This is a genomic window from Pseudomonas floridensis (assembly GCF_002087235.1).
Lineage (GTDB): Bacteria > Pseudomonadota > Gammaproteobacteria > Pseudomonadales > Pseudomonadaceae > Aquipseudomonas > Aquipseudomonas floridensis.
The window spans coordinates 1-21,750 of record NZ_MUIO01000015.1 but is presented as its reverse complement, the minus strand read 5'-3'; the positions used below and the strand labels follow the sequence as shown (position 1 = coordinate 21,750).

The window sequence follows — 21,750 nt, the reverse complement described above, 5'->3', positions numbered from 1 at the left end:
TGACTGATCACCAGGCACGTTACCTCTGGCAGGTCGCAGTCACCCGCAGCCTGCCAGATTTTTTCTTTCCCATCCGCTCGAGCCCTTTCCGGAAACGACTGGCCACGCCGCGCAAACAGCATATCCCGAGCACCTGACCGGCGCGCAGACTGGCCGGCGCGTGACGATAAATGGCCTGAAACAGCTATGGTCAGACGTCTTGCGAAATGGCTATGCTGCGCCCATGAATGCATCGCCTCCCACTCGACACCCATGTCCGCCCGGCGCCTGTGATTGCGAGCGGGAACGACTGGACGCGCCGGACGCCGACAGGCGGATTCTGCTGCTGACCCGCGACGAAGAACGACGCCTGCTCGAGCGCCTGGAGCGCGTGACCAGCCTGGGTGATCTGGAGCATGTGTTGAACAAGATCGTCGAACAACTGGGTGTACGGGTCGACGTGGCGCCGGGTTTGAATGAAGTGCGCACCATGCGCGGGATCAGCATCGTGGTGCATGGCAAGACCGGGCTGTGCCGCAAGACGCGTCAGTCGATCCCCGCGGCGATCCGGCGGGCACTGGAAGCCCATCCGCATATTGCCTGGCAATTGCTCAACGCCAACGACCTGCTGCGCGACACCTGACTACCGGATGACCGGACGCAGCCGCTATGATGCCGCGTCCATTTATCCAAGGAGAGTCTCCGTGTCCCTCGACATTCGCCCTGCCACTGCCGCCGACGCCACGCAGATCCTGGCCTTCATCACCGAGCTGGCGATCTACGAGCGCGCCGGACATGAGGTCAAGGCCAGCGCGCAGGACATTCAGCGCTCTCTGTTCGCCGACAACGCGCCCGCCAAAGCCCTGATATGTCTGTACGACGGCAAGCCCATCGGTTACGCCGTGTATTTCTACAGCTATTCCACCTGGCTGGGGCGCAACGGCGTTTACCTGGAAGACCTGTACATCACGCCGGAACAACGCAGTATCGGCGCTGGGCGCAAGCTGTTGCGCGAGATCGCCCGCGAGGCGGTGGCCAACGACTGCGGTCGTCTGGAGTGGAGCGTGCTGGACTGGAATGAGCCGGCAATCAAGTTCTACCAGGCCATCGGCGCAGCACCTCAGGAGGAGTGGGTGCGCTATCGGATGGAAGGCAGTGTGCTGCGCGATTTCGCTGCTGGCGAGTGAACGCTGCCCACTTCCTTCATGAAAACGCCCGACCTTTTGCTGGCCGGGCGCTTCAGGCAACACAGGATTTCAGCAGGCACCAGGCGGGATGCCGCCCTTGTTGAAATCCTTGAGGCGTTCCCTCTCCTCGGGCGTCGAGTGCGCTGGCACATCGTCGCGAGGCTCCGGTTTCTTTTCGTCTTTCTGGTCAGTCATGGTCAACGGCTCCGCGGGTGGCTGTTCTTGTAAGGCCTCCAGCGCGCCGTTCGGTTCAGATTGATTGATCATCCTGCTTCCCGGCAAGCCGCATCACGCCACGGCACGTGATGCAACGCTGTGCTCAAGTTGTCTGGCGAGGCCCTGAAGATCCAGCAGGGTCAAACGCCAGCTACGCTCGGGGCTGCCGACGCTGACCAGCGAGCGAGCCCGATCATTGACCGAAATCTCCTTGCCCAGATTGGTCTGCCAACCCTGCTCGAGCATCGCTGGATCGAATTGATTGAAAGCGTCGATCGAATCCACCCGGCTGACAGCAAAGCCGAAGCACAGCCGCTCACCACGCACGATCAGTACCCGCGACGCCTCGGTGCGCTCGGGCGAGTCCTCCTCGAGCAGGCTGCTCAGGCAGATCAACGGCACTTGTTCGCCACGCAGATTGAACTGGCCCAACAGATGCGTGGAAGGCTGGGACAACCCAATCAACTGCCGCGGCATGGCCAGAATCTCGACGATCTGGCTCAACGGCGCTACAAAACGGGTCGGCGCATCGAACAGCAGGCAGGCGTGACGCAACATGGCCTTGGTGACATCGTGCGAGGCCTGCGCGGGTTGCACGTCATTCTGGTAGACCCTGGTGTAGCTCGTGACCTCAGGGCGCTGCAGCAACTGCGGGTGATTAAGCAACAAGGCCTGCTCGCCCTCCTGCAGATTCATCACGCCTGCGAACAGCTCCGGGTGCAGCAGGCCGTAGCCAGGCACCGCCAATAGACTGTCCGGGTCCTGACGATGGATCGCCACCATCCGGTCATAGCCAAACCCGCAGACCCGTCCGTCCGGCGCCGTCAGCAGTAAAAACTGCGGCTTTGAAGTCTGACGCGGATGATCCAGCCCCAGCACCTCGGAAAGATTCAACGCTGGAACTTTGGTACCGCGCACCGATGTCACGCCGAAGCAGCAGTCACTGCCGAAATCCGACGCACTGATGTCCGGCTCGTCCACCAGTTCGGTGACCACACTGGCGTCGATACAGAAATGGCGACCGTCGCATTCGAACACCAGGTAATGAAGCAGGCGATGCTTGGCGGCCTGGGCTTCTTCCTTGAGCAACTGCGCACGCTGATCGGCGGCAAACATCACTCCCGGCAAACCGGCCAGCACCGCCAGGTCCAGCTTGTAGATCATGCGCGATTCTTCGGTGCTCAACAGCAGCTCGGGCAGCAGTCCACTGCTGGCTCCGCCCGGGCCGATGGCGCAGAACTGCGATTCGCGGGCCTTGAGAATGTCGCACACGGCATCGATTGCCAGTCCCAGATAACCGCCGCTGAACTTCAGAATCGCCACCAGCGGTGTCGGTGCCGAGCTGTCGGCACCTTCGGCCAACTGACTGCGCAGGTCCACCAACGGCACCGGCTTGCCACGCAACGTGAAGACCCCCAACAGCGCGCCGCGCGTCAGCGGATGCGCCTGCAGGTCGGTCGGCCAGTGCACGGCCTCCATCAGGGCGTCGGCGATGACCGCCAGGTAAGTGCCGTTGATCTGCACCACGCCGTAGGCATTCATGCCGCTCATGCAGATTGTCCGACGGACACCTTGTCCAGCCCTTCGGTGCTGCCGTTCGAATTGGTCTTGTGCAGTTCGAGAATCAGCGATTCGACTTCCTGGGCAGACACACGCTGCTTCTCGGTGGCAGTGTTGATACCGTCGATGGCCTGAGTGGTTTGCATAACGCCTTCGACGATGTGCTCGAACGCCTCGCCAGCGCTGCGGGAAATCTCGTTGCCCGACTCGATGCGGCTGACCGTTTCCAGAATCAGTTTGTTGATTTCCTTGGTGGCGCGGGAAGACTTTTCGGCCAGCTTGCGCACCTCGTCCGCCACCACGGAAAAGCCCAGGCCATGTTCACCGGCGCGTGCCGCTTCGATGGCCGCGTTGAATGCCAGCATGTTGGTCTGACTGGCGATTTCGCTGATCACCTGAACGATGTCCTGAATGCCTTCCGCCGATTTGGCGATCATGTCCATCGCTTCGGACGCCTTGCCCAGCGTCTGTGACCCAAGGCTGGCCTGGTCGCGGGTCAGACGTGCCAGCCCGGTGGCCGTATCGGTGCTCTGGGCCACATAGGCAATCGCATTCATCAGCGCCTTGACCGATTCACCCATCGCCACGGTCTTGGCCTCGATGGCCTGTTCGATTTCGACCTGGCGGGTAATGTCGGTGGCGAACTTGACCACTTTGAACGGCTTGCCTTCATGGTCGAAGATCGGGTTGTACGTCGCCTGAATCCAGACGTGCTGACCATATTTGCTCAGGCGCATGAAGCGGCCCGAGAAGAACTCGCCCTGCCCCAGCCCATGCCAGAACTCGCGGTATGGCGTGCTGCGCACGTATTCCTCTTCACAGAAGATCCGGTGGTGCTGGCCCTTGATCTCCTGCATGCCGTAACCCATTGCTTTGAGAAAGTTGGGGTTGGCGGTGAGAATATTGCCAGCCATGTCGAATTCGATGACCGCCTGGGCGCGATCGATGGCGGTCACCTTGCCCTTGTCCTCGACACTGCTTTCTTTGGCATCGGTCACATCGAGGGCGAACTTGACGATCTTGTAGGCTATGCCCTGGGCATCGAAAATCGGGTTGTAGGTGGCCTGAATCCAGATTTCCTTGCCGTCCTTGCGCCGACGTTTGTATTCGTTGGCGTCATATTCGCCACGGCCAAGTTTCTCCCACAACTCACGGTAAGCCAGGCTGCTGGTGAATTCTTCGGAGCAGAACATGCGGTGATGCTCGCCCACCACTTCGTTCAGATCGTAACCAAATACATTCAGGAAGTTGCGGTTGGCCGTCAGCACCTTACCGGTCAGGTCGAATTCGATCACTGCCTGGGAACGCTCGATGGCGGTCACCTTGCCCGCCTGTTCGGCCTGACGCGCGCGGCTTTCCGTCACATCGTTGGCGAACTTGACGATCTTGTAAGGACGGCCTTCGGGGTCGAAGATCGGGTTGTAGGTCGCGCTGATCCAAAGCTCGCGACCATTCTTGCCCACCCGCTTGTATTCACCGGCGTCGTATTCGCCCCGCTCCAGCTTGGCCCAGAACGCGCGATAAGCCGGGCTGTTGAGGTGTTCGTCATCGCAGAACATACGATGGTGCTGGCCCTGCACTTCGTCGAGGCGATAACCCAGAATCGACAGGAAGTTTTCATTGGCGTTGAGCACCCGCCCGTTCAGGTCGAACTCGATGACACCCTGCGAACGCTCGATGGCGGCAACCTTGCCCTCGTATTCGGCGTGGGTCTTGCGCTGGTGAGTGACGTCAGTCGCGAACTTCACGATCTTGAACGGGTTGCCGTGCTCGTCCAGTACCGGATTGTAGGTCGCCTGCAGCCAGATTTCCTTGCCGCCCTTGCCCAGCCGTTTGTACTGACCTTCATCGAAAGTGCCCGTACCCAACTTTTCCCAGAACGTCGCATATTCGACACTGGACGCGTAGTCGGGCGTACAGAAAATGCGGTGATGCCGACCCTGGATTTCGTCGAGTCGATACCCGACGCAATCGAGAAAGTTGGTGTTGGCCCGCAATATATTGCCTTCGAGATCGAATTCGATCATCGCTTGCGACCGATCAATGGCCGTCATCAGCGAGTGGAGGTCCAACTGCACCCCGGTTATGTCCTTAGGGGTACTTACAGTTGTGGTCGACATGGAAAAATGCTCTGAGAGTCAAACAGTTATCAAAAGGGTGCTGCGTATTGGTATCGGCAGAACAGGCAAACGGACTTCGCCGCGTGAAACATTGCCGCCTGAAGCGCTCAACGGGTAATCGTATTTCTCAATCCATTCGATAGCGCTTCGGGGCTCTGCCGAGGACGAGACGTTGCCTGACGATGCCTGATCGCTGATACAGATTGCGCCAAGAGCCATTAGTTCGCCACTACCTGTAATCTGAAGCAGGCGTCGCGCATTGCCTCAGGAAAAAAACCACATGACCAGAACTACCGTCCCGGTCCATGCAAGGGTAAGCAGGAAGGAAAGGCCTGCGAGACGCGGATCCATGAGTCCCCCGGACCTGACAAAAAACAGCACGTGGAAAAAAGCGAAGCTCTGCATACGCGTGACGAAGTCAACCGGATCATAGGACCCCACACTATTTTTCATCAGTGCCCGCAGCAGACCCATGACATGGGTCAAGGGGCTCGATCACTCACCGATAAAACAGACGTGTCCGACCGCGTTCGGCCCGGATAAACGCAACTGACAAACCCCCTAATCAATACACTTCCAGCCCTGCTCCAGATGTGACCAAGACTGTACAATCCAAGAAAAAATAACGGCCTTTCTGTACAAAACTTTTACAACTACCGCCATTGATCAGCCCGTAAAAAATAGCAAAAACATTTCAGGCCTTACACCAATCTTAAGAAGTGTCCTTAATCAAAAAATGGACACCCAACCTCAAAAATCTTATTTGATACTGGAGAGCCATCATGACCACAGGCAACAAAAACCCGGGCAACTTTGCAAACGATCGGGGCAAAGCGTCGGAAGCGGGCAAGAAGGGAGGTCAGTCCTCAGGTGGCAACTTTGCCAATGACCGGGAAAAAGCATCGGAAGCCGGTCGCAAAGGGGGACAAAAGAGCCATGGTGGCGGCCGCCAATCCTCAGAATAGAATGACGCATACCGGATGAATGCATGGAACCCGACATGGACGACCCAGAGTCATCAAACGACTTGCGGGGGAGACGTACTCTCCCCCGCTCTTTTAGTTCTTTGAAATCGGTAGCAATAGCGCCAACCCGTCGAGCGACGGTGCCTTGGGTGCCAGCATAAGGTGCTGAGTTTGCGCTTATATCGCGTCCAGGGATGCGCACATGACTTTGCACATCATCAATCTCACCGGCCCGATCAACGCCTCGACCTGCGGACAGCTCATTGAAAAAGCGTCGCTGGCCGTTCAGCGCGAGGCCTCGGAACTGACCCTCAACATCGCCACCATGGGCGGTGAATGCAGTTATGGTTTCACGCTCTACAACTTTCTTCTGGCCCTGCCCATCCCCGTACACACGCATAATCTGGGCACAGTGGAGTCAATGGGCAACATTGTCTTCCTGGCGGGTCGGCACCGCACGGCGTGCCTGCACAGCAAGTTCCTGTTTCACCCGTTCCACTGGCATCTGCACGGCTCGGTGGACCATTCACGCATGTCTGAATACGCGATGAGTCTGGACTATGACCTGCAACTCTACGCGCGCATCGTGGCGGAACGTACGCAAGAGGCCAGCGAAACGCTGGAGACCGAGAAGTATCTGACCGCCGCTCCACGTATCCTCGACCCTGCCCAGGCGCTGGCCACCGGCATCATTCACACCATCGAGCCCGTCCGGTTACAAGGCGAGTTCGTCATCCACAGCATCTACTCCTGATCTACTCCTGATCAGGCCATGACCGGGCCACGCCTGGCCTGCCATCAGGCGCGTCGTCATCGTCGTCCTCTTCGCGGTCGGCGCGGTCCGCCACGCGCAGGCGTCCGGATTCGCCCCCGGCGATGCGTTCCGCCTGATCGATGCCACGCTTCATGGCGTCGGGCACCGTCCACTCGGCGCCCGGCAGTTTCGTCGTGCGCTTCGCCACCGTATGCCCATCCTCGCCCATGACGCAGACGACCAGTTCGATATCCCCGTCCGGCAGCTGGCGGGCGCAGACATTGGCCTTGCAACCGTTTTCAAGATGTCGGTCATAAGACTTCTCGGTCACCAGATTTTCAGAATTTACAGGTGAGTTCTTATTCTTGTTAAACATATAACCCTCCAGAAAAACACCACAATGACCCACCGCGTGAAGACACTGAAACGCCCATCAAGCATAGGGTGTGCCGCCCACCTTTAATTCAAAAGTCGATAAAAGGTCACGCACCGCTTCGCTTGCTGTACCGTTTATCCTGTTTTCATAACTTGTATAAAACTCCTTCACATCCGGCACTTCAAACGTTCAAGCCAGTTCAGGCGTCGGCCCAACGAGAAAGTGATAAACGGTGCATCTAACCTGCCGAGAAGAGGTGCAAAATGTCGACGGTTGACCCAACCAGGAAAAAGTCCCACGCCCACTACACCCCTGCCGACAAGACAGGCCATGTATATGAGCGAACTTCGGACGACGCGGGCAATGATACGTATAAAGAAAAACGCCCTGAAGGACAAAAACAGTCACCCGGGGGTGACTATTGGGAATATGGTGGCGATTCAATAGAACCCGAAAACGGGCATTCCTGACAGCCCATGACTTTTGCTTTTAACCGTTACAATAACGAAACAGCCTCTGCGAGTAACACTTAAAAAGCGTGCCTGCCTCACTGTCAGGCTTTACAACATTCAGACAACCAAAACGTGTTGCACTCCCCGTTCAACCCTAGCGTGAGGTAGAGCGTCAATGCGAACGATCAAGTCTTGTCTGCTGGCGCTGTTCGTCGCCCTGACGCTGTCCGGTTGCAACTGGGTAGTGTTCAACCCCAGAGGCCAGATAGCCCTCGAGCAGCGCAACCTCATTATTCTGTCGACGGCCTTGATGCTCATCGTGGTCATTCCCGTGATTGTCATGACCTTTCTGTTTGCCTATCGGTACCGGGCGACCAACAAGAAAGCCAGATACTCGCCGCGATGGGCCAGCTCGCACAAAATCGAGGCCGTGGTCTGGGGCGTTCCGCTGATCATCATTATCATTCTTGGCTGGGTGACCTGGGTTACGACGCACACGCTCGACCCCTATCGCCCGATCGAATCCGATAACCCGCCGCTCAATGTCCAGGTCGTCGCCATGGACTGGAAGTGGCTGTTCATCTACCCGGATCTGGGCATCGCCACGGTGAATGAGCTGGCCATGCCAGTGCACACGCCGGTCAGCTTCACGGTCACCTCGGACGCGGCCATGAATTCGTTCTTCATTCCCGCACTGGGCGGGCAGATCTATGCCATGGCCGGCATGCAGACCAAACTGCATCTGATCGCCAACGAACCGGGTCAGTACCGGGGCTTTTCCGCCAACTACAGCGGCCCGGGCTTTTCCGATATGCATTTCAGCACCCTCGCCACGACACCCGCCGACTTCGAAGCCTGGGTGGACAAGGTCAGGAGCATTTCCCGAACCCTCGATCAATCGTCCTACAAGACATTGGCCATACCGACCCACGGCTACGACATCACCTACTACTCCACGGTGGACCGGCAGTTGTTCAAGACCATCGTCGACAAGTACGAGGGCATGAACAGGGCCGGACGGACCTCACCGGAGCCCGTGGCTGCCGAAGACGCCGATGACCGGAATACGCTGACGAAGGAGCGCTGAGATGTTCGGAAAACTGTCCTGGGATGCCATCCCGCTGCATGAACCCATCATCATGTACACGCTGGGGGTCGTCGCTCTGATCGCCATCGGCATGGTCGGCTCGATCACCTGGAAAGGCCAATGGGGTTATCTGTGGCGCGAGTGGTTCACATCGGTGGATCACAAGAAGATCGGCTGCATGTACATCATCGTCGCACTGGTAATGCTGCTGCGCGGCTTCTCCGACGCCATCATGATGCGCACCCAGCAGGCCATGGCAGCCGACGGCGGTCCCGGCTATCTGCCGCCGGAGCACTACGACCAGATATTCACCGCCCACGGCGTGATCATGATTTTCTTTATGGCGATGCCGTTCATGGTCGGCCTGATGAACATCGTGGTGCCGTTACAGATCGGCGCACGTGATGTGGCCTACCCGTTTCTCAACGCGCTGAGCTTCTGGCTGTTCGTAGTGGGCGCGGCTCTGGTGAACATATCGCTGGGCGTCGGCGAGTTCGCGCGCACTGGCTGGGTGGCGTACCCGCCGCTCTCCGAACTGGGCTACAGCCCGGGCGTCGGGGTCGACTATTACATCTGGTCACTGCAAGTGTCCGGCATCGGGACGTTGCTGACCGGGGTGAATTTCTTCGTGACCATTCTCAAGATGCGCACCCAGGGCATGACACTGTTCAAGATGCCAGTGTTCACCTGGACCTCGCTGTGCACCTCGATCCTGATTCTCGCCGCCTTTCCGATCCTCACCGCAACGCTGTTCATGCTCACCCTGGACCGCTACCTGGGCATGCACTTTTTCACCAGTGAAGCCGGCGGCAACCCGATGATGTATGTGAACCTGATCTGGGCGTGGGGGCATCCGGAGGTGTACATCCTGATCCTGCCCGCGTTCGGCATCTTTTCGGAAATCGCCGCCACCTTCAGCAGCAAACGCCTGTTCGGTTACAAGTCGCTGGTCTGGGCCACCATCGTGATCACCGTGCTGTCGTTCATCGTCTGGCTGCATCATTTTTTCACCATGGGCGCAGGCGCTAACGTCAACGCCTTCTTTGGCATCATGACCATGATCATTGCCGTGCCGACGGGGGTGAAGATATTCACCTGGCTGTTTACGATGTATCACGGCCGCGTGCGCTTCGAAACGCCAATGCTCTGGACCCTCGGCTTCATCGTGACCTTCAGCATCGGTGGCATGACCGGCGTGCTGCTGTCGGTGCCTGGTGCCGACTTTCTGTTGCACAACAGCCTGTTTCTGGTCGCCCACTTCCATAATGTGATCATCGGTGGCGCGGTATTCGGTTACATGGCCGGGCTCACCTACTGGTTCCCCAAAGCGTTCGGGTTCAAGCTCAACGATCGGCTTGGACGCATCTCTTTCTGGTGCTGGATCGTCGGTTTCTATTTCGCCTTCATGCCGTCCTACGTCTTGGGCTTCATGGGCATGACACGACGCCTCAACCATTTCAACAATCCGGAATGGGCACCCTGGCTGATGCTCGAACTGATCGGCGTGGCGATCATTCTGTGCGGCGTGGCCGGGCAGTTGCTGCAGTTGTTCGTCAGCATCCGCAATCGCCACAAGACCCGCGACACCACCGGCGATCCATGGGACGCCCGGACCCTGGAATGGGCAACCGCCTCCCCGCCTCCGGTCTATAACTTCGCCGAGCAGCCCAGGGTCGATGACCTGGATGCCTACTGGGGCATGAAAGAGCGCGGTGTCAGCACGCTTAGCCATACCGATTACCGGGCCATCCATATGCCGCGCAACACCTCCGCCGGTCTGATCATCAGCGTCTTCGCACTGATCTGCAGCTTCGCGCTGATCTGGCATATCTGGTGGCTGGCGGCGTTCGGGCTATTGGCATCGGTGGTCACGCTGATCGTACGCAGTAACGACGATGACATTGATTACTTCATTCCCGCACACGAGGTGGCCGAGATCGAACAGGCACGCCTGAAAGAGCTGGAGGAAGCCTGATCATGTCGAACATCGTGATCGAAAAAGACATTGCCCACAGCCACGAGCAGGGACACGAAGATTCGGGATCGCTGACCGTTTTCGGGTTCTGGATCTACCTGATGACCGACTGCATCCTGTTCGCGACGCTGTTCGCAGGCTATGCAGTCCTGCGTGACAGCGTCGCAGGCGGGCCGTCCACGGTCGATATTTTTGAACTGCCGTATGTGCTCACCGAGACCATGCTGCTGTTGTTCAGCAGCATCACATACGGCTACGCCATGCTCGCGATGAACCGGGATGACACCTCCGGTGTTCTGCGCTGGCTGGGGCTGACGTTCCTGTTGGGACTGGGGTTCATCGCGATGGAGATCAACGAATTCCATCACCTGATCCACCAAGGTCACGGCCCTGACCGTAGCGCATTTCTCACGGCCTTTTTCACCCTGGTCGGCACCCACGGCGCTCACGTGCTGACAGGGCTGGTGTGGATGGCGGTGCTGATCGGCCAGGTCTACTTTCGCGGGCTGACGACCACTAACGCCACACGCCTCAGTTGCCTGAGTCTGTTCTGGCATTTCCTGGACGTGGTCTGGATCTGCGTGTTCACCGTCGTCTATATCCTTGGAGTGCTCTGACATGTACACCCAAAGCCCCGTTCGCAGCACTGCCGGCACCAGCCTTGGCAGCAACCGCTCCTACCTGGTCGGTTTCATTCTCTCGGTGGTGCTGACGCTGATTCCATTTTCGCTGGCCATGTACCCTGCGCTGCCACGTATGACGACGGTGTGGCTGGTGGTCCTGACAGGCATGATTCAGGTCGTCGTGCACCTGAAATTCTTTCTGCATCTGGATACCGCCATCGAGCAGCGCTGGAACCTGAGAGCCCTGATCTTCTCGGCAGTCATCATCGTGCTGCTGGTCGGCCTGACGCTGTGGATCATGTTCAGCATTCACCACAATATGCTCGCTCACTGACACGCCCGACCATGAACAGGTTCGAACGGGAACAGGGGGCTGCTACGTCAGCGCCGGGTGCTGGCTGAGTTCGGTGAATTGGCATTGATCAGCCCGGACCTGGACGTGATTATCGATTCTGCATGTGCCAAGGTCGGCGAAGCGCCGGGTACCCATCTGGCCAAGTTCGTCCAGATCACACCCGAGCAACGCGAGTTCTGGGTTCGCAACGGCGTCGGCTGGACGCCGGGTATTGTCGGAGAGCTGAAAGTGCCGCTAGAAAAAGGCGGCCCCGAGTGGTATTCGCTGAGCACCAACCAGCCGGTCATCTCGACCGATGCACTGCAAGACAATCGATTCCGCCTGCACCCTTTCCAGACCGACAACCAGGTCAAGGCGTTCGTCAATGTCATTGTCTACGCGCCGTACGACCAGCGTCCGATCGGTATCTTTCAGGTCGACAGCCGCGTATCACGGGCCTTCAGTGACAGCGATGTCGATTTTCTGCGCAGCTATGCCAACCTGATTGCCGGCTGCTTCGAGCGGTTCAGAATCACCGACGCGCTCAAGGCCACCGAAGCGCGACTGCGTGAAAGCGAACGGCAATATCGCATTGCCGTGCAATTGAATCCGCAGATTCCATGGACTGCGGATGTCGACGGCACCATCACCTCACTGGACCATCGCTGGTCGGACTTTTCCGGTCTGCTGCGTGAACAGACACCTGGCCAGGGTTGGCGCCAGGCCGCACACCCTGACGACATGCCCATGATCATCCAGCACTGGCAGCAGTCGGTCGCAACACTGCAACCGTTCGATGTTCAGGCAAGGCTACGCAAACCCCGGAGCGAATGAACGAGGAAGTGCTGCGCCGGGCGTTCGATCCGTTTTTCACCACCAAAAAGCTTGGCCAGGGCACAGGCCTGGGGCTGTCGATGATTTATGGCTTCACCCGACAGTCTGGCGGGCAGGTGCGTATTCAGAGCGCCATAGGCCAAGGCACCACGGTCAATATGTACTTTTCGCAATACCAGCGACGCATCGAGAAACGCGCTGACTTGCACGAGGCGGCCATACCTGAAAAGGCCGGCCAGGGAGAAGTGATCCTGATTGTCGATGACGAGACCGGCGTGCGTGAAATTGCCGCTGAACTGCTCATCGAGCAAGGCTATGAAGTTCATGAAGCGGCGGATTGCCTGTCGGCGCTTGAGCAGGTCAAAAAGCTCGACACCTTCGATCTGCTGATCACGGATATCGGTCTGCCCGGCCCCATGAACGGCATTGCCCTGGCACAGCAACTGACGTCGACGCGTCCGGATCTGAAAGTGCTGTTCATCACCGGATACGCCGAGGCAGAAGGCATCACCGAAGGGCAGTTGCTGGGTAAAGTGCTGTCCAAACCCTTCAGCCTCGCCGAGTTTTCCCAGACGGTTAAATGCATCCTGGGCAAAAACCACTGCCCCGCGAACACGCGTGGTTAAGCACGCTCATCAGTCCCGCCGCTTACGGATCAACACGGGAGCACCGTGGAAAATACTGCCTCGTGAAAACCGCTGCTCCGCCAAAGGACGGGTCACTCGTCCATGTCGATTGAACTGAGCGACAAGCCTGGGCATCCCATGAGTGCCCAGATCGACACAACAAGAGAAACAGCCATGAACATCCCTGCCCGTTTCGAGTTTCATTACGTCCAGAACGGCGTGAAAAAGAGCGTGACCATCCTCACCGAGAGGCTCTTCAAGAAGCCCGCGACACTATTGAACGGTCCCGCTCAGGCCGTCATCGTCCAGAAGCAAAGACGCGTTCGCTAGTGCTCAGGCATCGCAGCGTCCGGCTCGATGCCCTCGGTTGCGTCGAGCATGTCGACGCTGGGCGACTTATGCTGCGCTTCCAGTTGCTCACGGGCCTGATGCCAGTACTCGGCAGGCAACAGACTTCCGCCGCCCTCACGCCCATCGGCCTCCCACAGTTCGTAGGCTTTTTTACGGATTTCGTCTTCGTCTACCATTTTCAATATCCCTCCTGTCAGACAGACATTCCAGGCCCGTGCCGGGCCTCTTCAAGCTGACCCGGCACGTCCACAGAAGTTGTGCCGTTACGACAGGAGGCTGACGGCTCCATACCCCGGCCATCCCCGTTCTCGACAGTCCCCGACCACCGACGGTAATACTGCATCTCGTCAGAACACCGCTCGTACCCTTCAACTTCCGATTAAACGAACTTGTAGTTTTTACGGCAGCCATATAAAAAGGTGCACCCGCAATATCATAAGGCCACCTAATACTTTTATATTAATGAACCGCCTACGATCACCGCATTACCGTTGTGCCTGTAAGCAAGGATTCCTGCCCGCTGGCAAACAAGAACAATGATGCCGATCAAGGAGAAGATCGAACAGTGCGACCCGGAGTTACCATGAACAACAGATGTGAAATCGTGCCGTTTGCTCTGCTGGAGCGACTGGCAAAGATCGATAAGCTGCCCTGCCCGGATCAGTCGGCGGCCGTCCAGGAGCTTCGCGACTTGATCATCAGCCCCACTCATCTGCCGCTCGATGACGACTTGCGCTATATCTTGGGCAGAGCGAACTTCAGTTGCATGTCCATTGCGCAAGGCCTGAGGCTGCTGGGGTACGATATTCCGGAAAACTCTGAGGACGAACAGGCGGTGGCCATTCACTGGATGCTGTCGCATTATCTGCGAGACCCCGCCAACTGGCGCCAGAATGCCTCGCAAGAGTTTCACTCCAAATCAGAGTGTTGAAACCGCTTCCGACAGTCGTTAAGCGGATGTCTGGTACGCTTGAGGCCATGATCACCCGATCGACATGACCTTCACTGGCGAGGCACCCATGGTCACGCACTACCCGGCCGAGCATTTGCGGCCCGAGGAACGTTTCGACTATTGGCAGGAAGTTGTCAGCGCCACCTACGGCCTGGTCGCCAGTCGACCGCTGAATGACGCGCCTTTCACCGGCCGGTTGAACGCCAGGATCCTCGGTGAGGTAGCCTTTACCCACATCGCGTCAACACCGCTTGCGTACAAGCGTTCGCCACGGGACACCCAAAGCGATCATTTTCTGATCTCTCTGTCGTTCTGTCCACAGGCCATCGTCACTCAGAGCGGTCGAGAATCACGCCAGGCGCAGGGCGATGTCGTTCTCTATGACAGTGCCCGCCCCTATGCCTGCAGTTACCCGAAAGGGGATGACCAGATCGTGCTCACCGTGCCACGGACCTTATTACTGCGGCACATGCCCGAGGCTGAGCGCGTGCTGTCGCGCACCCTGACCAGCCAGTCGCCGCTCGGCAGGCTGGCGGCAACGCTGCTGACGGAGATGTGCAGCAGTCAGGCATTGCCGGGCAACCTGGCGGCTCAACTCAATGCATCGTTTCTGGACGTCCTTTGCACGGCGTTCGAGTCAGCGTTTTCCAGTATAGGCAAGGCACCGCTCTCTCATCAGGAGCGCCAGCTTCGGCGTATCAAGCAATTCATACAGGCTAACCTGCCGGACACCGGGCTCGACCTTGACAGCATCGCTCAGGCCATCCATGTTTCGCCGCGCACCGTGAACCGACTGTTTGCCCGAGAAGGTACGACAGCCATTCGCTGGCTATGGCAACAACGTCTGTCGGCCTGTCATGACGCCCTGTTGCGGGGGCGGTTCCGGCACGTCAGCGATGCCGCGCTGAGCGTCGGCTTCAGCAACCTCTCGCACTTCAGCCGCGCGTTCAAAAACGCCTACGGCGTAACGCCCCAGCAATTGTTGAAACAGTGATCATTGACGCGATCGGCACAACGACTGACCGTCCAGGCAAAGCCTGATGCTGAAGTAAAGCCCAGTATCTACGGGATGAAAGCGCCTGCGCCTCACTCAACCCGCAGAAGGACACAGCATGACTGCCCCACAAGCCAAAACCCTTCGCCTGATTTTCCCTCAATGGCAAGGCGGCAATAACGCGCCGTATCACTTCGGTGCCCAATTGCTGGCCTGGCTGGCACCGCAAACGGACGGGCCGGTCGAACACGTGCCTGTGGCAGGGCCCGACGCGCGCGCCCTGCCACTTGAAAACGGGATCATTGCCCGCAACGCCTTGCTCACACAGCTTGAGCAGGCCAGACAATTGATCGACCGTCACCAGCCGGATCGTTTGGTGATACTGGGCGGCGACTGCCTGGTTGACCTGGCACCCTTTGCCTACCTGAACGAGCATTACGACGGGGACCTGGCGGTGCTGTGGATCGATGCCCATCCCGATGTGCTGACCCCCGACGACTTTCAGCACGCCCACGCGATGGTGATGGGTAATCTGCTGGGAGAAGGCGATGCCGACTTCGTCAGCGCGGTGAAACGTCCGATCAAACCGGCCAACGTGATGTACGCCGGCCTTCAGGAAACTCAGGATGTGGAGACCGCGTTCATCAAACGGCTCGGGCTGCGCAGCGCTAGTGCCGATGAACTGGCGCATGGCAGCGAGCCGGTGTTGCACTGGCTAAGGGAGACCGGCGCAAGGCACTTGGCAGTTCACTTCGATCTGGACGTACTGGACCCGACACTGTTCCGCTCGCTGTTATTCGCCAAACCGGGCATCGCAGCCGACACTTTCGACGGTGTCGCGCAGGGCAAGATGACCATAGAACAGGTCGTGCGCCTGCTGGCCGATGTGTCCCGCGAGGTCGATGTGGTCGGACTCGGCATCGCCGAACATTTACCGTGGGACACTCTGGCGCTCAAAGACATGCTGGCGAAGCTGCCCCTGCTAAGTCAGCCCGCTATCGACCGCACGCATTGATCAACGGCACTCGCGCGCGCCACGGTCGGGCGCGCTCCAGTTGTCCGGCCAGCGCCAGCAGCGTGCTTTCCTCGCCAAATCGTCCGGCAAAATGCGCCCCCATGGGCAAGCCCGCTGCGCTCCAGAACAGCGGCACCGACATCGCCGGTTGACCGCTGGCATTGAACAGCGCCGCAAAGGGCGAGTAGCGATGAGAACGCTCGATCATTTCCTCGAAACTCAAACGGGTATCCGGTACGACAAGCTCACCAATGCGTGCCGGTTCGCGTGTCAGCACCGGCGAGAGAATCACGTCGTAATCCTGCATGAACACCGCCAGTCGTCTTCCCAGCGCGTGAATCCACTCGACGGCGGCGGCGTATTGCGCGCCGCTGACGTCACCTTTTTCACGCAGAATGATGCGCGTGCGCGCTTCCAGTTCGGCCTCCTGCACATCAAAACCGCGCATGCGCCCCAGCAGATCGACATGGTTGCGCGTATTGGCACCGATGATGGTGAAGACATGGTCCAGGAACTCGGGCAGCATCACGGGCAGGCTCACCGGTTCAACCCGGTGACCCAAGGACTCGCACAACTGCGCCGCATCGCGGACCGCTGCAAGACTCTCGACTGAGGTTGGCCAGGTGCCCGATTGTTCGATCAATGCGACGCGCAGCGACTTGGGATCATGACGCACCGCATTGCCGTAAGGGATAGCCTGAACGGGTGACGCATAAGGCGCGCCAAGGTCCATGCCCGCCGTGGCATCCAGCAACCCCGCGCTGTCACGCACCGACAGCGTGAGGGCATGCGAGGTGCTCAGCCCGGCCCAGCCTTCGCCCACCATCGGTCCTGATGGCATCAGGCCGCGACTGGGCTTGAAGCCGAACACGCCGCAGCAGGACGCAGGCACTCGCAACGAACCACCGCCGTCGTTGCCATGGGCAAAAGGCACCACCCGCGCCGCCACCATAGCCGCAGCCCCGCCGCTTGAACCACCTGCGCTATGGTCGAGATTCCAGGGGTTGCGGGTTGCGCCGAAGCGAGTGGATTCGGTGGAGTACGAGGTGCCGAATTCCGGCGCCGTGCTGGTCCCGACCAACACGCATCCCGCACGCCTGAGGCGGCTGACACCTTCGGCATCGAAGTTGGCGCGAAACTCGCCCATCGACAGCGAGCCGTTGCTCATCACCGCACCGTTGAGGGGTGAAAACAGGTCCTTGACGAGTGTCGGTACACCCGCGAAAACACCCTCACCCTTTTTCAGATTCAGCGCCGTACTGCGGGCCGCGTCATACAGACGCTCGGCGACGGCATTGAGCTGCGGTTCGACCTGCTCAATGCGCAAGATCACTGCCTCCAGCAGGTCGATCGGCTGAACCTCTCCACGCCTGACCCACTCGGCCAGGCCGGTCGCGTCCTCGTCGTTCAACAATGTCTGAATATCTCTCATGTGAAAGTCCCTGATGATTTGGATTCAGCTGGAAAGGGAGATCGCCAGTCACGGCAATCGCTTTAAAAACTGTGGCCGACCCGCAGTGCCACGGTATAACCCTCGGATCGGTTGCGCGCGCCGAATTCTTTATAAAGGTGAAACCACGCTGCAGGCGTACCGGGCGAGAAGTAGCTGATTGCGGGCCCCACGGCGATCACCCGGGCGCGATTGCCAGCTTCCAGCCCAGGCGCGTCATCATCGGATAATTGCCGGTAGTAATACCCGCCCAGTCCCAGGGTAAAAGGACCTGCATGCTGACCGAGGGCAAACTCGTGACGATATTCGACGCCGCTTGTGTAATCGGTGGCGCGATTGCGGGTATTGAAGTCCGTCTGGAAACTGCTGGACACCTCGAAACCGGTGTCGGTGATGTAGGTTGCGTTAACCGTGGGTGAGAACGTCCAATGGTTCACCCCCGGCGAAATCAAACGATTCTTGTCGTAGTCTCCGGTCGGCGCCTGAACCTGCAAGCGCGCATTGACGAACAGATTCGGAGAAAGATCCCACTGCAAAATCAGCGGCGATACCGAAATATCGGCCATGCGAAATGGATCCGCCTTGAGGTCCAGAGGACCGCCCGGGGTCTGGACCCGAAACGATGCGTCCATCTGAAAGAAAGGGACCGCCACGCTGTAGCCGAAACGCGCACCCAGCATCCGGTAATCGGTCATGCGAAAGTACGCAACGCCGATGGACAGAACATCCAGGGAAAAGTTGTTGCCCAGCGACCGCCCCTGGCGGTCTTTCTGCACGTTGGCCGAGTAGAACGCCGTCCGCATGCCCACTGTGCCCACCGGGGTCGAAGGAGGCAGTATGCCCGCACCGAAGTCGTAGACCCCGAAGGACGTGGTTGGCGCTCCGTTTTCCGTCGCGTGAACCGAGAAGCCCAGTCCCATCAGGCCCAGCGTCAAGAAGGTGAAGCGTCTGATATTGAAATTATTGTTGTGGCTCATCGCATGTCCCTGACCACGAAGGTGGTGGGCCCATGCTAGTGAGTCGCGTCCGTAGGCCGTTATCCGATTTCAGCAAACATGCGAGCGTTGCAAGGTCTGCGATGGCGTCTCGCCGAACAGTGTGCGGTAGTCACTGGAAAACCGGCTCAGGTGCCAGAATCCCCAACGCGCTGCAACTGCCTGAACCTGCTCAATCCGGTCGCTTTCGCGCAGCTCGCGCCTGACAGCATTGAGGCGCAGGGTCCTCAGGTACGCCACAGGATTGATGCCCAGCGTTTCCTGAAAACAGTATTGAAGTTTGCGGCGGCTGGTGCCGATCTGGTTGCACAGGTCCAGAATCGACAACGGCTCATCCAGATGCGCCAAGGCATACTCACGCGCCCGGTCCACCACTCTTTTACGGGCAGTAGGATTAAGCGGCGGTGCCTGATCCGGCGACACCAGCTCCAGCACCTGCAACATCACCGCATCCCGGATACCACGTCGGATCGAATCGTGTTCAAGCTTCTCCACACATGCCTGCTCACCATTGAGCAACGTGTCGAACAGCGCCGCGAAGCGCGTCTTGACCGTCAGGTCAGCCAGACGGTAACACTTGGGAAGATCGGTAATCTTGAAACGACTGCCCTGGCACTCCAGCGCATGAGCCAACGCACCCTCCTCGATCGCGATTCCCACCGCATCCAACTGCATCGGCGTACTCAGTTCAGGAAGATGCTCGCCGTGCGCGACAATAATGCTGGGCGCCTCTAGCGTATGTCCGGCGCAGAAAGCCGGACCGTTGGCACTCAACGGCAGCGCGACAACGATGGCCCCCTTCCAGGCTGCGCCACTCTTGGTCAGCGCCTGATTAGAGCGGTCGCGAACCAGTTGCAGCCAGTCCGAGCGAAATTCCGTCAACTCGCCTTCGAAGCCACCGGGCGTCAATTGGTCGTAACGCACCTGCCAGCCGCCCAGATTACGACCATGCTCATCGATGTCGCAGGTGTGAAAACGCTGCAGGTGAGGGGCTGCTTGTGTTCCGACATTATTGTTATTCATCGGCCTTGCCTTTAATGCATTTCAAGGTGAGACGGTGAGGTTCAGGCAATTTCCATTCCGGCGACACGGTCATGCACTTGATTGTGCCGAAAACGGATAGTGGGATTGCGTGAAATGCGGGTCACTTCGCAACTCGCTTTTTTACCCTTGCGGCACCTGTGGGCTGCCAGCGTTTCTGCCCGTTGCGCGTGCACGTTGTGCCCTGCTGAACATTCGCCGGTAGTCCGAAGGCGATGTCGCCAGTTGCGCGCTGAACTGTTGCCGCAAGGACAAGGCCGTTCCAAACCCGGCTTCACCGGCGATACATTCGATGGACAGATCGGTGGTTTCCAACAGCTGTTGCGCTCTGGAAACCCGCTCGGCGTTCAACCAACTGGACACGGTGCTTCCGGTCGCTTCCTTGAAACGGCGGGTAAAGGTTCGCCTGCTCATCTTTGCCCTCTGCGCAAGAACATCCACTGACAGTTGGCCTGACAGGTTGCCTCGCGCCCAGATAAGCACGTCCGACAAATGCGTTTCGCTGACCAGATGCGGGATCGGCTGTTCGACATACTGCGCCTGCCCGCCTTGCCGGTGCGGCGGTGTCACCAGCAGTCTGGCAGTGCGATTGGCCGCGTCCGCGCCATGACGTTCACGCACCAGGTGCAGGCAGCAGTCGATGGCCGCCATGGTTCCGGCGGACGTCATGATGGTGCCCGCGCTGACGTACAGCACATCGGGCCGAAAACGCGCTTTGGGAAAACGCTGTGCGAACAGCTCGCGGGCGACCCAATGCGTGGTTGCTTCCTTGTCGTCCAGCAGACCGGCATCACCGAGCACGAACGCCCCCAGGCACAACCCGACAAGCAGTTTGTCTTGTGCATGGGCCCGTTGCAGGGCCTGCACGAGCAGTGCAGAAGCGGTAACAACATCGTCGCCCCAGGCCGGAATGATGATGACGTCGCACGCGGCCATCAACTCCAGCCCATGCCTGACCTCGATACCGATACCCTGGTCGCTGCTCACCATGCCCGGCGCCTCCGCGCAGTAGTCGATTTCGTACTGAGGCTCACCCGGTGCTGCTTCAACCGCACCAAGCACGATGCCGGGCACCGACAGGTGAAACAGGCTTACGCCCTCGAAGGCCAGGACGGCAACACGTATGCGAGCCATGGCTCAGTCTCCGGTTCAACTTGCGTTGGCCCGATTCTATCGAATTATGTCATTCAGGCCACTGTTGGACCGTACGGCATTCATCAACACTGACTCAGCGGATGAATCAACCCATCGTCGATCACCTGATTGGAGAATGCTCATGAAACGAGGCCTTGTCGTCGTCGACCTGCAAAACGAATACCTGCCCACAGGCAAACTGCCACTGACCGGCATCGAGACGGCGGTCGCCAATGCCGTCCGGGTAATCGCTGACGCTCGCAGCGCCGGTATTGCGGTATTCCACATACGCCACGAGTCCGATGATGAGGCGGCCGGCATCTTTGCGAGGGGTTCCAGCGGCGCTGAAATTCAACCCGCCGTGGCACCGGCAGGCGATGAGCCTGTCGTGGTCAAAAGGCACATCAATGCGTTTCGGGACACCGACCTCAAACAACAGCTGGACAGGTTCGGTGTTCAGGAAGTCGTGGTGATCGGTGCGATGAGCCACATGTGCATCGACGCGGTCGTGCGAGCTGCGGCGGACATGGGTTATCCGGTGACCGTGCTGCATGACGCCTGTGCAACGCTTGAGCTGAGCTACAACGGCGTGAACGTGCCTGCGGCACAGGTGCACGCGGCGATGATGGCAGCGTTCGAATTTGGCTACGCCAAGGTCACATCCGTAGACGATTACCTTTCGGCCTGACAACGCCTGAAGAAGCCGCCTGACGAAGCGCCCGGACATGTC

Annotated in this window: 23 protein-coding genes and 2 pseudogenes; 15 read left to right on the top strand and 10 right to left on the bottom strand. The window is 58.8% G+C overall.

Features of this window, described 5'->3' with window-relative positions; genetic code table 11:
• The first annotated feature begins 223 nt into the window (after positions 1 to 223).
• Together BZK31_RS05105 and BZK31_RS05100 are read left to right on the top strand one after the other, a co-directional pair.
• Entirely contained in the window at positions 224 to 622 is a 399-nt protein-coding gene (locus BZK31_RS05105; protein WP_083181711.1) for a hypothetical protein, read from the top strand.
• 61 nt (positions 623 to 683) lie between these two features.
• Positions 684 to 1,166, top strand: a complete 483-nt coding sequence (locus tag BZK31_RS05100) for a GNAT family N-acetyltransferase (RefSeq protein ID WP_083181710.1) — start codon at positions 684 to 686, stop codon at positions 1,164 to 1,166.
• 69 nt (positions 1,167 to 1,235) lie between these two features.
• On the opposite strand, the gene BZK31_RS29680 is transcribed toward BZK31_RS05100, so the two are convergent.
• The 4 genes and pseudogenes from BZK31_RS29680 to BZK31_RS05085 all read right to left on the bottom strand — a co-directional run.
• Positions 1,236 to 1,433, bottom strand: a complete 198-nt coding sequence (locus BZK31_RS29680) for a hypothetical protein (RefSeq protein WP_167377846.1) — start codon at positions 1,431 to 1,433, stop codon at positions 1,236 to 1,238.
• Between the two features lie 21 nt (positions 1,434 to 1,454).
• Entirely contained in the window at positions 1,455 to 2,933 is a 1,479-nt protein-coding gene (locus BZK31_RS05090) for a chemotaxis protein CheW (RefSeq protein ID WP_083181709.1), read from the bottom strand.
• A pseudogene (locus BZK31_RS30525) lies at positions 2,930 to 3,391 on the bottom strand (methyl-accepting chemotaxis protein); the annotation flags it as partial. The pseudogene BZK31_RS30525 and the gene BZK31_RS05090, both read right to left, overlap by 4 nt.
• Positions 3,392 to 3,556: 165 nt before the next feature.
• Positions 3,557 to 4,996, bottom strand: a pseudogene (locus BZK31_RS05085) (PAS domain S-box protein); the annotation flags it as partial.
• 848 nt (positions 4,997 to 5,844) lie between these two features.
• Here BZK31_RS05085 and BZK31_RS05075 point away from each other — a divergent pair.
• Together BZK31_RS05075 and BZK31_RS05070 are read left to right on the top strand one after the other, a co-directional pair.
• On the top strand, positions 5,845 to 6,027 hold the full coding sequence (locus tag BZK31_RS05075) for a con-10 family general stress protein (protein ID WP_083181706.1): 183 nt from the start codon (positions 5,845 to 5,847) through the stop codon (positions 6,025 to 6,027).
• Between the two features lie 202 nt (positions 6,028 to 6,229).
• Positions 6,230 to 6,781, top strand: a complete 552-nt coding sequence (locus tag BZK31_RS05070; RefSeq protein ID WP_083181705.1) for an ATP-dependent Clp protease proteolytic subunit — start codon at positions 6,230 to 6,232, stop codon at positions 6,779 to 6,781.
• A 1-nt stretch (position 6,782) separates the two neighbouring features.
• Here the strand turns inward: BZK31_RS05070 and BZK31_RS05065 are convergent, their stop codons facing one another.
• Positions 6,783 to 7,157: a hypothetical protein gene (locus tag BZK31_RS05065; RefSeq protein ID WP_083181704.1), complete on the bottom strand. Its 375-nt coding sequence runs from the start codon at positions 7,155 to 7,157 to the stop codon at positions 6,783 to 6,785.
• A 627-nt stretch (positions 7,158 to 7,784) separates the two neighbouring features.
• Between BZK31_RS05065 and cyoA the strand changes: the two genes are divergently transcribed.
• The 7 genes from cyoA (at position 7,785) to BZK31_RS05035 (ending at position 13,418) form a co-directional block, all read left to right on the top strand.
• Positions 7,785 to 8,696 carry a ubiquinol oxidase subunit II gene (cyoA, locus tag BZK31_RS05060; protein ID WP_083181703.1) on the top strand — a complete coding sequence of 304 codons (912 nt, stop codon included), beginning with the start codon at positions 7,785 to 7,787 and terminating at the stop codon, positions 8,694 to 8,696.
• A gap of 1 nt (position 8,697) precedes the next feature.
• On the top strand, positions 8,698 to 10,671 hold the full coding sequence (gene cyoB, locus BZK31_RS05055; protein ID WP_083181702.1) for a cytochrome o ubiquinol oxidase subunit I: 1,974 nt from the start codon (positions 8,698 to 8,700) through the stop codon (positions 10,669 to 10,671).
• A 2-nt stretch (positions 10,672 to 10,673) separates the two neighbouring features.
• The gene (cyoC, locus tag BZK31_RS05050; protein ID WP_083181701.1) at positions 10,674 to 11,288 is read left to right on the top strand and encodes a cytochrome o ubiquinol oxidase subunit III; all 615 of its coding nucleotides are present in this window, start codon (positions 10,674 to 10,676) and stop codon (positions 11,286 to 11,288) included.
• A 1-nt stretch (position 11,289) separates the two neighbouring features.
• Complete coding sequence (cyoD, locus tag BZK31_RS05045) at positions 11,290 to 11,628, top strand: cytochrome o ubiquinol oxidase subunit IV (RefSeq protein ID WP_083181700.1); 339 nt, start codon at positions 11,290 to 11,292, stop codon at positions 11,626 to 11,628.
• 105 nt (positions 11,629 to 11,733) lie between these two features.
• Positions 11,734 to 12,462: a GAF domain-containing protein gene (locus tag BZK31_RS29990; protein WP_244182634.1), complete on the top strand. Its 729-nt coding sequence runs from the start codon at positions 11,734 to 11,736 to the stop codon at positions 12,460 to 12,462.
• Positions 12,459 to 13,088 (top strand): response regulator, encoded by a 630-nt coding sequence (locus BZK31_RS29985; RefSeq protein ID WP_244182633.1) that lies wholly within the window; start codon positions 12,459 to 12,461, stop codon positions 13,086 to 13,088. Before BZK31_RS29990 ends, BZK31_RS29985 begins: the two co-directional genes overlap by 4 nt.
• A gap of 102 nt (positions 13,089 to 13,190) precedes the next feature.
• Positions 13,191 to 13,418: a hypothetical protein gene (locus tag BZK31_RS05035; protein ID WP_083181699.1), complete on the top strand. Its 228-nt coding sequence runs from the start codon at positions 13,191 to 13,193 to the stop codon at positions 13,416 to 13,418.
• Here the strand turns inward: BZK31_RS05035 and BZK31_RS05030 are convergent.
• Entirely contained in the window at positions 13,415 to 13,615 is a 201-nt protein-coding gene (locus tag BZK31_RS05030) for a DUF2934 domain-containing protein (RefSeq protein ID WP_083181698.1), read from the bottom strand. The two genes, BZK31_RS05035 and BZK31_RS05030, sit on opposite strands and share 4 nt — an antisense overlap.
• A 407-nt stretch (positions 13,616 to 14,022) precedes the next feature.
• On the opposite strand from BZK31_RS05030, the gene BZK31_RS05025 reads away from it, so the two are divergent.
• The 3 genes from BZK31_RS05025 to BZK31_RS05015 all read left to right on the top strand — a co-directional run bounded on the left by BZK31_RS05025 (position 14,023) and on the right by BZK31_RS05015 (position 16,400).
• Positions 14,023 to 14,370, top strand: coding sequence for a hypothetical protein (locus BZK31_RS05025; RefSeq protein ID WP_083181697.1), 348 nt, complete (start codon positions 14,023 to 14,025; stop codon positions 14,368 to 14,370).
• 88 nt (positions 14,371 to 14,458) lie between these two features.
• Positions 14,459 to 15,385 carry a helix-turn-helix domain-containing protein gene (locus BZK31_RS05020; protein WP_083181774.1) on the top strand — a complete coding sequence of 309 codons (927 nt, stop codon included), beginning with the start codon at positions 14,459 to 14,461 and terminating at the stop codon, positions 15,383 to 15,385.
• 118 nt (positions 15,386 to 15,503) lie between these two features.
• Complete coding sequence (locus tag BZK31_RS05015; RefSeq protein WP_083181696.1) at positions 15,504 to 16,400, top strand: arginase family protein; 897 nt, start codon at positions 15,504 to 15,506, stop codon at positions 16,398 to 16,400.
• On the opposite strand, the gene BZK31_RS05010 is transcribed toward BZK31_RS05015, so the two are convergent.
• From BZK31_RS05010 to BZK31_RS04995, 4 genes are all read right to left on the bottom strand, one after another.
• On the bottom strand, positions 16,381 to 17,832 hold the full coding sequence (locus BZK31_RS05010) for an amidase (protein ID WP_083181695.1): 1,452 nt from the start codon (positions 17,830 to 17,832) through the stop codon (positions 16,381 to 16,383). The two genes, BZK31_RS05015 and BZK31_RS05010, sit on opposite strands and share 20 nt — an antisense overlap.
• A 62-nt stretch (positions 17,833 to 17,894) precedes the next feature.
• Positions 17,895 to 18,827, bottom strand: coding sequence for a SphA family protein (locus BZK31_RS05005; RefSeq protein ID WP_083181694.1), 933 nt, complete (start codon positions 18,825 to 18,827; stop codon positions 17,895 to 17,897).
• 69 nt (positions 18,828 to 18,896) lie between these two features.
• The gene (locus BZK31_RS05000) at positions 18,897 to 19,868 is read right to left on the bottom strand and encodes a helix-turn-helix domain-containing protein (protein ID WP_083181693.1); all 972 of its coding nucleotides are present in this window, start codon (positions 19,866 to 19,868) and stop codon (positions 18,897 to 18,899) included.
• 141 nt (positions 19,869 to 20,009) lie between these two features.
• Positions 20,010 to 21,020 (bottom strand): GlxA family transcriptional regulator, encoded by a 1,011-nt coding sequence (locus tag BZK31_RS04995; RefSeq protein WP_083181692.1) that lies wholly within the window; start codon positions 21,018 to 21,020, stop codon positions 20,010 to 20,012.
• A 142-nt stretch (positions 21,021 to 21,162) separates the two neighbouring features.
• On the opposite strand from BZK31_RS04995, the gene BZK31_RS04990 reads away from it, so the two are divergent.
• On the top strand, positions 21,163 to 21,708 hold the full coding sequence (locus BZK31_RS04990) for a cysteine hydrolase family protein (RefSeq protein WP_083181691.1): 546 nt from the start codon (positions 21,163 to 21,165) through the stop codon (positions 21,706 to 21,708).
• Positions 21,709 to 21,750: the final 42 nt, after the last annotated feature.

Excerpts from the sequence above, each read along its gene's own strand:
- BZK31_RS05035 (WP_083181699.1), top strand. The coding sequence starts at position 13,191 with ATGTCGATTGAACTGAGCGACAAGCCTGGGCATCCCATGAGTGCCCAG.
- cyoA (WP_083181703.1), top strand. The coding sequence starts at position 7,785 with ATGCGAACGATCAAGTCTTGTCTGCTGGCGCTGTTCGTCGCCCTGACG.
- BZK31_RS29680 (WP_167377846.1), bottom strand. The coding sequence starts at position 1,433 with ATGATCAATCAATCTGAACCGAACGGCGCGCTGGAGGCCTTACAAGAA.
- BZK31_RS05065 (WP_083181704.1), bottom strand. The coding sequence starts at position 7,157 with ATGTTTAACAAGAATAAGAACTCACCTGTAAATTCTGAAAATCTGGTG.
- BZK31_RS05075 (WP_083181706.1), top strand. The coding sequence starts at position 5,845 with ATGACCACAGGCAACAAAAACCCGGGCAACTTTGCAAACGATCGGGGC.
- BZK31_RS04995 (WP_083181692.1), bottom strand. The coding sequence starts at position 21,020 with ATGGCTCGCATACGTGTTGCCGTCCTGGCCTTCGAGGGCGTAAGCCTG.
- BZK31_RS05020 (WP_083181774.1), top strand. The coding sequence starts at position 14,459 with ATGGTCACGCACTACCCGGCCGAGCATTTGCGGCCCGAGGAACGTTTC.
- BZK31_RS05090 (WP_083181709.1), bottom strand. The coding sequence starts at position 2,933 with ATGAGCGGCATGAATGCCTACGGCGTGGTGCAGATCAACGGCACTTAC.
- cyoC (WP_083181701.1), top strand. The coding sequence starts at position 10,674 with ATGTCGAACATCGTGATCGAAAAAGACATTGCCCACAGCCACGAGCAG.
- BZK31_RS04990 (WP_083181691.1), top strand. The coding sequence starts at position 21,163 with ATGAAACGAGGCCTTGTCGTCGTCGACCTGCAAAACGAATACCTGCCC.
- BZK31_RS05010 (WP_083181695.1), bottom strand. The coding sequence starts at position 17,832 with ATGAGAGATATTCAGACATTGTTGAACGACGAGGACGCGACCGGCCTG.
- BZK31_RS05015 (WP_083181696.1), top strand. The coding sequence starts at position 15,504 with ATGACTGCCCCACAAGCCAAAACCCTTCGCCTGATTTTCCCTCAATGG.
- BZK31_RS05105 (WP_083181711.1), top strand. The coding sequence starts at position 224 with ATGAATGCATCGCCTCCCACTCGACACCCATGTCCGCCCGGCGCCTGT.
- BZK31_RS05025 (WP_083181697.1), top strand. The coding sequence starts at position 14,023 with ATGAACAACAGATGTGAAATCGTGCCGTTTGCTCTGCTGGAGCGACTG.
- BZK31_RS29985 (WP_244182633.1), top strand. The coding sequence starts at position 12,459 with ATGAACGAGGAAGTGCTGCGCCGGGCGTTCGATCCGTTTTTCACCACC.
- cyoD (WP_083181700.1), top strand. The coding sequence starts at position 11,290 with ATGTACACCCAAAGCCCCGTTCGCAGCACTGCCGGCACCAGCCTTGGC.
- BZK31_RS05005 (WP_083181694.1), bottom strand. The coding sequence starts at position 18,827 with ATGAGCCACAACAATAATTTCAATATCAGACGCTTCACCTTCTTGACG.
- cyoB (WP_083181702.1), top strand. The coding sequence starts at position 8,698 with ATGTTCGGAAAACTGTCCTGGGATGCCATCCCGCTGCATGAACCCATC.
- BZK31_RS05030 (WP_083181698.1), bottom strand. The coding sequence starts at position 13,615 with ATGGTAGACGAAGACGAAATCCGTAAAAAAGCCTACGAACTGTGGGAG.
- BZK31_RS05070 (WP_083181705.1), top strand. The coding sequence starts at position 6,230 with ATGACTTTGCACATCATCAATCTCACCGGCCCGATCAACGCCTCGACC.
- BZK31_RS05000 (WP_083181693.1), bottom strand. The coding sequence starts at position 19,868 with ATGAATAACAATAATGTCGGAACACAAGCAGCCCCTCACCTGCAGCGT.